General features: G+C 38.0%; 10 protein-coding genes. 1 reads left to right on the top strand and 9 read right to left on the bottom strand.

Annotated features, from left to right (window positions below; translation table 11 throughout):
* A partial coding sequence (locus tag BVH02_RS21700; RefSeq protein WP_394363998.1) for a glycosyltransferase occupies positions 1 to 198 on the top strand: 198 nt, incomplete at its 5' end.
* A gap of 254 nt (positions 199 to 452) precedes the next feature.
* Here the strand turns inward: BVH02_RS21700 and BVH02_RS20595 are convergent.
* From BVH02_RS20595 to asnB, 9 genes are read right to left on the bottom strand one after another with little or no spacing between them, the layout of a single operon-like run.
* On the bottom strand, positions 453 to 1,586 hold the full coding sequence (locus tag BVH02_RS20595) for a glycosyltransferase family 4 protein (RefSeq protein ID WP_086503360.1): 1,134 nt from the start codon (positions 1,584 to 1,586) through the stop codon (positions 453 to 455).
* Positions 1,586 to 2,680: a glycosyltransferase family 4 protein gene (locus BVH02_RS20590; protein WP_086503359.1), complete on the bottom strand. Its 1,095-nt coding sequence runs from the start codon at positions 2,678 to 2,680 to the stop codon at positions 1,586 to 1,588. Before BVH02_RS20590 ends, BVH02_RS20595 begins: the two co-directional genes overlap by 1 nt.
* Entirely contained in the window at positions 2,677 to 3,897 is a 1,221-nt protein-coding gene (locus BVH02_RS20585; RefSeq protein ID WP_143244271.1) for a glycosyltransferase, read from the bottom strand. The genes BVH02_RS20590 and BVH02_RS20585 overlap by 4 nt, the downstream gene beginning before the upstream one ends.
* Entirely contained in the window at positions 3,890 to 4,777 is an 888-nt protein-coding gene (locus BVH02_RS20580) for a glycosyltransferase (protein WP_086503357.1), read from the bottom strand. The genes BVH02_RS20585 and BVH02_RS20580 overlap by 8 nt, the downstream gene beginning before the upstream one ends.
* The gene (locus tag BVH02_RS20575) at positions 4,774 to 5,628 is read right to left on the bottom strand and encodes a glycosyltransferase family 2 protein (protein WP_158093925.1); all 855 of its coding nucleotides are present in this window, start codon (positions 5,626 to 5,628) and stop codon (positions 4,774 to 4,776) included. The genes BVH02_RS20580 and BVH02_RS20575 overlap by 4 nt, the downstream gene beginning before the upstream one ends.
* Complete coding sequence (locus BVH02_RS20570) at positions 5,621 to 6,589, bottom strand: glycosyltransferase (RefSeq protein WP_086503355.1); 969 nt, start codon at positions 6,587 to 6,589, stop codon at positions 5,621 to 5,623. The genes BVH02_RS20575 and BVH02_RS20570 overlap by 8 nt, the downstream gene beginning before the upstream one ends.
* Positions 6,586 to 7,683 carry a glycosyltransferase family 2 protein gene (locus tag BVH02_RS20565; protein WP_086503354.1) on the bottom strand — a complete coding sequence of 366 codons (1,098 nt, stop codon included), beginning with the start codon at positions 7,681 to 7,683 and terminating at the stop codon, positions 6,586 to 6,588. The genes BVH02_RS20570 and BVH02_RS20565 overlap by 4 nt, the downstream gene beginning before the upstream one ends.
* Positions 7,676 to 8,770, bottom strand: a complete 1,095-nt coding sequence (locus BVH02_RS20560) for a glycosyltransferase family 4 protein (RefSeq protein WP_086503353.1) — start codon at positions 8,768 to 8,770, stop codon at positions 7,676 to 7,678. Before BVH02_RS20560 ends, BVH02_RS20565 begins: the two co-directional genes overlap by 8 nt.
* Before the next feature lie 15 nt (positions 8,771 to 8,785).
* Positions 8,786 to 10,561 (bottom strand): asparagine synthase (glutamine-hydrolyzing), encoded by a 1,776-nt coding sequence (gene asnB / locus BVH02_RS20555; RefSeq protein WP_240507472.1) that lies wholly within the window; start codon positions 10,559 to 10,561, stop codon positions 8,786 to 8,788.
* Positions 10,562 to 10,608: the final 47 nt, after the last annotated feature.

The following is a 10,608-nucleotide window of genomic DNA, read 5'->3' as shown; positions in this document are numbered from 1 at the left end:
ATCCAACAAGGTGTACAGGGTTATCTTACAGAAATTGAGGCTTGGGAAAACTTAAGTGATTACTGCTGCCAGTTGATTCAAAACCCAGAGAAACATAATCAAATGAGGCTTGCCGCCAGAGAGCGGGTCATAAACAATTTTAGTATGAAAAGAATGGTGGCTGAGTTGGAAAGGGTTTATTTGGAGGTGATTGGTTAGTTGTTGGTTGTTATATATTGGTTATTGGTTATTGGTTATTGGTTGTTGGTTGTTGGTTGTTGGTTATTGGTTGTTTGTTGTCCCGATAGCTATCGTGAGTTGTTGTACTTCGACCTCGCTCAGGATGACATTGTTGGTGGAGGTTTGCTTCTCTACGGGGGACAGGTGTTTGGGATTGGGGATTAGGAGAGTGAGAGACTGGAAATAGAGAGATTGAGAGACAAGATTGGGAGTTAGGAGATTAAAGATTGGGGTTAGGGCTGGTTGATGATTTGTTGTAAAAAGCCCAGGTATTGCTGGGCAACTTGATCCATTCGAAAATGTTGGGAGGTGAATTTTTTGGCGTTTGTGCCTAAGTGCGTCCTGAATATGGGATCAGCTAAAAGTGTTTCTATTTTATGACAAAAAGCATCTACAGAGCGGTCTGGAACTAAAAGACCTGTTTCTCCATCAATCAGGCATTCTGCAATCCCTCCTACTTCAGTAGCAACGGTAGGGACTGCAAAGTAGGCAGCCTCTAAGACAACTCCTGGCAAGCCCTCTGTATCTGAAGTAAGCACAAGAATATCCGCTGCAGAAAGATAGGGAGAGACGTCTTGTTGGTAGCCATAAAAAAAGATTTTAGATTTGAGATTTGAGATTTGAGATTTTATGGAAACGCCCAAGGTACCATCTCCGACTATGATGGCTTTTATATTGGGGCGGGTTTTGGCAAGTTTCTGGACAATTTCGATAAAGCGATCTGGACGTTTTTGAGGAGTAAGATTTCCAAGAAAAAGTAGTATCTCATCTTTTTCTTCAAAACCTAAAGATCGCCTTGCCTCCTCTCTACTCAGTGCATGCTGAAACTTCATAGGATCAAAAACCCGATGAATCACCCGGCTTGGTTTTTTGAAATCATAATGTTGAATCATTGATTCTAGAGATGCTTTAGATACTCCTATGCAAGCATCAAATTGAGACATAATCAAGTTCTTATAAATCAATTTTGAAACTAATCCTGGATTCCAGAATACCGCATCATCTATCCAACGAGCAATCCAGCAAGGTTTACTTTTAACAAAGTGTTTTGCCGCTACTGCATACTTCAACGTGCTAGATCCATTGCAAAGGACTATTTCTGGGTTAAAACGATTTACCACATCAACCAAGTTGATGATCAATCTTGAATCAAGTCCTAAGGCACGTTCTGAGAAGCTATTTTTAATTCCATCTAAATTGTCACAATTCATGGCTGGCATATGAACTGAGGACTCTTTCAAAGAATCTTGATATAGGTAAACGACTTTTACTTCATGCCCTAGCTTGGCAATAAAATAAGAAAGCTCAGAAATAAATACCTGAGCTCCTCTTAGAATTGGTTCTGTATCTAGAAATAAAATTCTCACTATTTTAGCTCAAGTAACTGCTGATAAAATGCTTCAAACTTGGAAGTGATTGTTGGTAGAGAATAGGTTTCAAGTATTTGCTTTTTCGCTGAATCTATCATGCCGTTCAACTCTAAAGTTTTCCCTTCCAGAATTTCCTCAACAGCTCTTATAAACATTTCCTCCTTCTTGACTGAAATTAGATATCCCGTTTCTCCAGAAATAATTACCTCCGAAATACCACCTACGTCATAGGCTACGACCGGAACTCCATTGATCATAGCTTCCAGAATTACTCCCGGAAGCCCTTCAATTAGGGAAGGTAAAAGTAAGGCTTTTGCAAAAGGTAAAATTGCTGGAACGTCTGTCCTTATACCTGCAAATACGATACTTGGATCAGTGCTATGTACTTCCTCAAGCTGCTTTTTCAATTTACCCTCTCCTACTAAAAGTAATTTCACATCAGGATAAACAAGTTGGATGTGCTTGAAAATTCTAATCAATCCCTCATGATTCTTTTCTGGAACAAAACTCCCAATATGAATAAGAAAGAGACTTCCTTCCAGCACTTGCGCTATATCTTCAGGAAGTGTGGGTTTCACTTCTGGTGAGTTTACGCCAATGGGAAGTGTAGCTATTTTAGTTTTTGGGAAGTCAAATGTTATCAAAAAGTCAGCCTTACAAAGTTCCGAAACCGATGCAACGCCATCGACTTGACGCATTAGAAATCTATTGTAGCGCTTTTGAAAGATAGATTTATGAAAAGCAGAAATCAAGTTCGCATTTCTAAATACTAACTTAGCTTTCCATCCAAATGCTAGCTTTGAGCTAACGGCATACTTTAGCGTATCTCCTGCATTTGCTTGAATTATATCTGGTTGAAATTCTTCAATAAGAGTTGCTAGCTTTTTCCATGCCGTGAAATCCCAAAATCTTTTAGCAGAATTAGCAGCTATACAAAATTGCTTTCCTGCAAATGGTAAAGTTGCTGTTCCATCAAATAAACTTACCAGCATTAGCTCATGTCCCCTTTGTATTAACTGATCGGATAGCTGAGCTGCAAAAACTTCTGCACCTCTGAGTTGAGGTTTTTGGATGAGTTGGAGGATCTTCAAATCCCTAAAAGCTTTAAATAAGTCTCCTCATATTGCCTTACAATCTTACCTATTTCGAAATGCTCGGCAGCATAATTAAAAGCGTTCTGCGTGCGAGTATCCCAATCATCCAAAGCAACCGCTTCCTGCATTTGCAATAACAAATCTCCTTGATCTCCCACTCGGTGAAATAAGCCCATCCCCTCTTTGATACATTCTTTATTCTCAGGAATATCGGAGCAAATTATTGGAACCTTCGCCATCATCGCTTCTATCAAAGAACCTGGCAAGCCTTCGAAGTACGTCGGAAAAACAAAGAAATCAGCTTGTGCAAGTAATTCATCAACGTTACTTACAGTACCCAACAAATCCACGGATTCACCAATTTCTAATCTCTCAATTTCCTTTTCAATTTCTTCTCGATATGGTCCATCACCTGCAAGAATCAATCGGTCATTTGGTCTTTCTTTTAGAAGCTTCGCAAAAGCAGGAAGTAAATCCTTATGCCCTTTTCGCTCGATTAATCTAGCCACGCATAACCATATGCGATTTGAGATTTTTGATTTACGATTTACGAGATTCATAGAACTCCAATCCTCCATACCAAATTCTTGAATCTCCGCTCTTGAATCTTGAATTTTGGTTCTTGACACTAAAAACTGCCGCCTGTCACCCTGAGCGAAGTCGAAGGGCACTGGCAACTCCCTACCCCTATGTACCACGACCGCCTTCTTCGGATCAAGACCAATTGTCTTACGATGGGAATCAATTAAAACCTGCGAATTAGCTATCATCAAATCGATCTTGCCTACGGTCATACGGTCTAGTATCTGTACACCAAGAAGAGAAAGTTTTCCTCTAAACTTCAGCCCATCATAGCGCCGCTTTCTGTAACTGTTGTTCACCAAGCTATTGACGATTTTGACCTTGCTTTGAAGGTGACGAGCAACCATATCTGATCTAAATATGCTAGAGTGAACGATGACAGCTTGTTCTTCTTGGACTATGACATCCACTTTCCTTGCAATTTCCTTAAAGCGATTTGAGACTAGCAGATCTAGGCTTATTACTTTAATACCTGCCTTCTCATAATCCGAAAGCAAATCATGTCTACCCGCAAATAGCGTTACAAAAACTGGTGTGAATTGTGTAAACCTAGAAGTAATCGCCAATAAACTCTTTTCAGCTCCTCCTGTTTGAAGGGTGTCTAGGAGGTAGAGAATGGTCAATTTAGGCAAGATCAATAGTTTTTCCTTTGACGCCTCCGTAATAGTGCAACAATGCTAAAAATATCAAACGCATATTTTTCCAACCATAGCCCAAACCGTATCTATAACCATAAAATGCCTTAAGGATCCACTTCCCAATTAACTTCCGTTTCATAGTATTTAAGGTCAAAGAATCTGAAATGAAGAGAAGATTTCTTAGACTATAATACTCTCGATTTAGGTTTGATTTCTTTTGGTATGCTGGTCTGGCAAAGATAAGTCTCCCTGATTCCTTTCGAGATTCCAAAAAAAGTCCACAATCCACTACTAAAGCAAAACCTTTTCTACTTGCTTTCAAGCAGAAATCTAATTCTTCAAAACCAAAAAACAGGTCTTTATCCGGGAATATTTTAGCTTTTACAACATCTTTGGATACGATCATGCACATACCTCCTGCTATTGTATCTACTGGTATCCATTCTTTTTTTTCCAATAACCGAGTTTGGATTCTTTTGATTACTCCTTTCTTGCGATCAAAGAAATGTCCCACTGCTCCTAATACTCCACAATAAGGATTAACATCACGAATTGCGAGAAGCCTTTGGAAACAATCTAATCTAAATGGCGGGTCATTATCATCGCCCCAGTAGATCCAGTCGGCTCCATCTTCGGTACAGAGTTCCAAACCAACAGCAGCTGCTCCCGCAGGACCAGCATTATACCCCATGCGATGGTACTTAATCCGTGAATCTAATAATGAAGCGATCATATGATCTGTTCTTAGATTTTCAGAATTATCAATAATCCAGAGAATTTCTGGAGGATGCGTTTGCTCAAAAACTTTAGCAATCGTGTCCTTTAGAATTTCCGGCCTATTATAGGTAATTATAAATCCTCCCAGACTAATCATAATTTAACCTCTTGCGGATATAGTTTTTTTGCCAAAGGTGGCACCATTGAGATGAATAGACGAATTAGCGTTTTTGCTTTTAAGGGTTTATAGGAAATCGCTTTCAACAGATGCTTTCTTGCTAAAGAATAATTACGAAACCGCATGTAATTTACTCCAATAATCTGATGGTAAAGATACTTGACATGGTCTGAAAGTGTGGTTTCATGCTTATCTAAAATGATCAATAGGGAATCAATCATATTCTGAAGATTTTTGGATCCTCCGGTAGATGAATCATAATAGATTAAGGTAATCTCTGAAATTACTCCTCCTATCACTCCTTTCAAACCAACGCGATGAAATAGTTCTGTGTTCTCGGAAAACTTCATTTGTTCATCATAGCCTCCAACTTGCTCAAACAAACCTTTGCTAATGCAAAATGTACCCGGAATTTTACTGTGATATTCATCTTGTATAGGTATTAATTCTTGTAAATTCTGGCCTGATATTCGACGAATTCCCGCTTGCCAAAAATCTCTTTTGGAATCGGATTCAATCGCTTTATTAAATTGTGCTAATGCAGATGGAATTAATTCATCATCCGAATCTAAGAAAATCAACCAGTCGGACTTAGCCTGAGTCGCTCCCGAATTTCTTGCTGCACTGACTCCCTGATTTTGCTGATTAATTAATATGAATGAATTAGCTTTCTCTAATTCTGAAAGTATGGCATGCGTGCCATCCGTACTACCATCATTAACAACTATCAATTCAAAATCCAAATAGTCTTGCCTAATTACAGAATTAAATGCCCTTTGAATGCTATTTTCCACATTAAAGGCTGGAATTACAATAGAAAATCTATTCACCAAAGATTCGCTTATTACGTTCAAATGCCAAAAGTGCATTCATATAATTAATCCTAAATGCCTTAAGTTTCGATCTAAGTATTGCAAAAGTCACCTGATTTTGCAGTGAACTATTTCTCGTAGGAAAGGTTTTTATAATTCCTTTGACAACCATCCAAAGCCGCCTCCATAAATAATGCTGGAAATTCCTACTGGAATCCATTTGGTCAATTTCGTAGGTATCTAGCAAAGGAAAGGAAGATGCAATCCCTCTTTTAAGATTTAGATAGTAGCTCCACTTTAATCGATGGTTTTCGATATAATGATCAAATCTAAGTGCTGGCTCAAATGCCAAATCATATCCCAATAACTGGACTGCATAGCACAACTCTACATCACCACCGGAACTTAATCCGCTCCCCTTTCTATCTGACAAAACGGACTGAAAACCCTTTTCTCTTAATTTCATTAACGGAAGTCGTCGAATAAAACATGACGCTCCATAATGATAGCTACCCTTAGCTTGAACACCAGCTTGCTTACCAAGCGTACCAACTGCATAACTGTGGGCAAAATGATCAAACCAAATCGGCTTTTCACTTTCAAAAACAGCCCTTCCAAGTCCACCAAGAATTCCAACATTTGGATTTCTTTTAAAAAAGTCGTTTCCTATTTCCAGGTAATTGCTTTCTAAATGGTTGTCATCGTCGCAGAAAAGTATCAATTCATACTTTGCTTCAGCTATTCCTCGCCAGCGTGCATGGCTCAATCCTGCTTTCGCTTCATGGATAAGTCGCCAATCAATTGTTTTTCTGCTAAGGAATGTTTTTGCAAATACTGAGGTCTCATCAGTAGAATTATTATCCACAACAATTAACTCAAATGGACTTCTAGTGTCTTGTATCAATATGGAATCCAAAGTTTTTGATAGTCGATTAGTTCCGTTGTAAGAACAGATAATTATAGAAATCCCTGAATTCATCTAATGAGCCTATTCAGAATACCACCCGCCACTGATCCGTACCTCAAATGGTTCAATTTCATTTTGGAAGACCTAAATATCTCCCTGCTGATTCTATTTGCTACCAATTTAGATGGTATAATTACCTCTAAAAAAAAACGTATCCGCGGTTCAAATTCTTCCAGCACAAGCTCCAGTTCCTTAAGTGAATTCCAGTAGCGAAACGTCAAGTAGGAATTTAATTTGCAAAAATCCTTTTTTGAAGGTTTCAAATTAAATGCTATACGTTCTGTTCGATACAGCTCCAGCGCAGCTTCTACATTCCCTTGTACAATCATTACTCCTAAACAAGGCATAAGAGCAGCAAGAATCCCACGTGAAATGTCAACGCCTTGGGGAATAATTTGATTCTGTACATTGATCCTTGAATCGTGTTGTGAAATTCTTAAAAAAACTTCTTTTAACGCCTCATACATCCGGCTCCCATCTCTACTCATACTATGATCAGAGTAGCGATAGGCCGCAAGCACATCTGGAATAGATACAATTTTTAGCTCACATTTAGCTGCTCTAATCCAAAAATCCCAATCTTCAGCGCTTTTAAGCGATTGATCGAAGACACCTATTTGATCAATTCTTATTTTTTTAATACAAAATGTCATGCATGGAGAAAAGTTTTTATAGATAAAATAATCTATCCCAATACTTGAGTAATGCTTAGATACCTGCTGTACAGCAATATTATTCTTCCAATGGTCATAGCCAGTAATGACAATATCCGCATCGCTTATAAAATATGATCGAACTATTTCTAAAAAGTCAAGGTATAACCAATCATCTGCATCTAAGAATGTAATATACTTTCCGTTTGATTGAGCAATACCAGTATTCCGGGCAGCGGAAAGTCCTTGATTAGATTGATTCACCAAGCGAACTCTCGTTTCCTTCAACATATAAGACTCAGATACTTCCTTGGTATTGTCTGTACTTCCGTCATTTATAACTATTGCTTCCCAGTCTCCAAAGGATTGATTTATTAAAGAGTTTAAGGCATCGGGTAGAAAATGGGCTTGGTTGTAACAGGGAATTATTATGGAAAAAATCACTTCAGACATTTAGCAGATGAATATAACCTTTAGTCATTTTCGCTATGGAGAAATTTTGCTGTAAGCGTATACGGTTATTTGATCCAATTTCCTTCCTCAAGTCTGGATCACTTAACAAACGAATAATAAAACCAGCGAATTGATTTGAGTTTCCACTTTCTACTAAAAATGGATATTTTTCACCTAAAGCTTCTTTTGCACCTTGAATATTTGTGGATACAACAGGTAAGCTAGCTGCCATAGGTTCTAATATCCCATTCGGTACACCTTCGTTATTTGAACTGAAAACCGCAATGCTGCAATTTGACAACAAAGAAGAGATGTCACTGACTACACCTAAAAACCTGATTGATTCCTGAAGTTTAAGATCAATAACAAATTTCTCACAAACCTCGAAGGTGTCTCCTGCTCTTCCTGCCAGTAATAATTTATATTCAGGAAATTGTTGGGCAACAATTTGCCAAGCATGAATCAACGTAATATGATCTTTGTATCCATGAATATTACCAATCATGACAACATTCTTTGAGCTTTGGTGGTGATCACTAGAAGTAAATTTATTGACATCAATTCCATTAGGAATAAGGTGGATAGGTTCGCTAGTAAACTGATTCAAAAATTGATATCCTTCCAGTGAATTTGTTATGATATGGCTAGCATTTCTTAAAACCCTTTTTTCGAAAGATGACCCAAGAAACTGCCTTCCCTCATCGCGTTGATTCCAAAAGGCTCTTTTCACATTCATTCTTTTAAACCAGCGGCAAAAAACAAAATTTGCAGGATAGGTATAAGGTATCACTATATCAATTCCAAGTGATCTTACCTTGTTAATTAACAACCAAGTATATCGCCATTTTCGAATAAAACCTGAAATCGTCTTCGCAGGATATAAAATCAATTTTTCTTGAAATCCCCAACGAACACAAGTAAAATCCTCATGCTTAAATCTATCCAGTCCTTCTCCTACCTCTGTCCCGAAAGCTCCAATAATTACTTCAAATCCATTATTTCTTAATTCTTTGGCGAGATACAAGGCCTGCGTTTCAGCTCCCCCTACCACGAATCTATGCAGTGCTATTAATATTTTCTTTCTCACTTAGCTTTGCTTTGTCTAGGTATTTTGAGTAAGCCACTCTTGAAGAAAAATCAACAACCATTGTTTCCCAGATTGTGAGCCAAAGGCTATTTTTTCAAGTTCAGTACGTTGAAAATAATTCTCCAACAGATTCCCTCTTGAAAGAATTCGCTCTTGAATCTCTCCTTGAACTTTGTTTGAATCTCCAAACCAATGATTTAAAGGAACTCCAAATCCCATTTTCTTACGATAAGCAAAGTTCTCTCCCATCTCCTTAGTCAATATCCTTTTTAAGATATCCTTGCCAACCCAATCACCATTAATTTTATGTGTATTGAATTTCTCTGGAATCTGAGATGCAAGTTTAATTACTTCCACATCTAATAAAGGAGTTCTTACCTCCAAACTATGCATCATGCTTGCAATATCCACCTTTGTCAAAACAGCATAAGGCAAATAGGTTTTGAAGTCGGTATATTGAGTTTTATGAAAATGGGAATACTGTTTTGCTTGTAACCAAACATCTTTTATAAAATCATCAGAGCCTGCAAACTGCTCTTGAAATTCCTTTTTCCATAGGTGACTTCTATGCTGTTGATTGAAATATTCAATGTATCGTTTCCAATCTGTCAGTGAGGCAGTTCTCAATGGATATTTTTCAGGAATGATTTTATTCATGCCAAAATAGACGGCTTTCTTATAGATGGGAAGATGTTCTGGAATCGGGCTAAAATGCTTAATCCATCGAGTGGTATAGTTCTCATAACCACCAAATAATTCATCTCCTCCATCACCAGAAAGCACCATGGTAACTTCCTTTCTAGCCAATTTAGAAACATAGTAGGTAGGAATAGCTGAAGAGTCGCCGAAAGGCTCTCCATAATGCTTTACCAAATCAGGCAAAATCTCCAATGCTCGAGGTTTTACTATTTCCTCATGATGATCAGTCCCATATTTCACAGCCACTTTCCTAGCAAATTCAATCTCTGAAAAATCCTTTTCTTCAAAGCCAATACAAAATGTTTTCAAAGGAGACTTCATCTTTTTTGCCATCTGTGACACTACCAACGAAGAATCTACTCCTCCAGATAAAAATGCTCCAAATGGCACATCAGAAACTAAATGAGCCTGCACCGAATCTGAAATTGCCTGTTCTATAGATTCTAACCAATATGCTTGTGATTTGGTGGAATCTGATGCAAAATCAATATCCCAATATTGGGTTACTTCCAGTATACTTCCAGCAAAATCCACTCGCATAAAATGACCGGGAAGTAATTTCTTAACTCCGTTGAAAATGGAATATGGAGCAGGAATATATTGGTAAGACAGAAATTGATCGATTCCAGTCAAATTAATCTCCCAGTCCATACCTGAAACTGGTCTTAAAGCTTGAATCTCAGAAGCAAAAGCAAATAAATCCGGACCAGTCGCATATACCAATGGCTTAATACCAAATTGATCCCTTGCCAAAAATAATTCCTTCCGTATGGTATCGAGAATACAGAAAGCAAACATACCGCGAAAGAAACTGACACACTCTTTGCCCCAACAGGCATAAGCTTGAAGTACAACTTCAGTGTCAGAATTTGTTTTAAAGGCAAAGCCCTTTAACCGAAGCTGCACTCTTAATTCCTGGTAATTATACAACTCTCCATTGTAGGTAATCCAATAGGAATTTGTTGAATCTGACATAGGCTGTTGTCCTCCTTCCACATCAATAATCGACAATCTACTCTGACCTATGCCAACACCAGCATACTCGAAAATGCCACTACCATCAGGACCCCTATGCTGTACTTTAGAGAGCATCTTCTGAAGTATAAAAGACAACTCAGTTTTGTTTGATTGGATTAGAC

This window comes from Algoriphagus ratkowskyi (assembly GCF_002150505.1).
Classification (GTDB): domain Bacteria; phylum Bacteroidota; class Bacteroidia; order Cytophagales; family Cyclobacteriaceae; genus Algoriphagus; species Algoriphagus ratkowskyi.
This window is presented reverse-complemented; position numbering and strand designations above follow the sequence as displayed.

Bases quoted from the DNA above. Each gene is read 5' to 3' on its own strand.
- BVH02_RS20580 (WP_086503357.1), bottom strand. From the start codon at position 4,777: ATGATTAGTCTGGGAGGATTTATAATTACCTATAATAGGCCGGAAATT.
- BVH02_RS20570 (WP_086503355.1), bottom strand. From the start codon at position 6,589: ATGAATTCAGGGATTTCTATAATTATCTGTTCTTACAACGGAACTAAT.
- BVH02_RS20565 (WP_086503354.1), bottom strand. From the start codon at position 7,683: ATGTCTGAAGTGATTTTTTCCATAATAATTCCCTGTTACAACCAAGCC.
- asnB (WP_240507472.1), bottom strand. From the start codon at position 10,561: ATGCTCTCTAAAGTACAGCATAGGGGTCCTGATGGTAGTGGCATTTTC.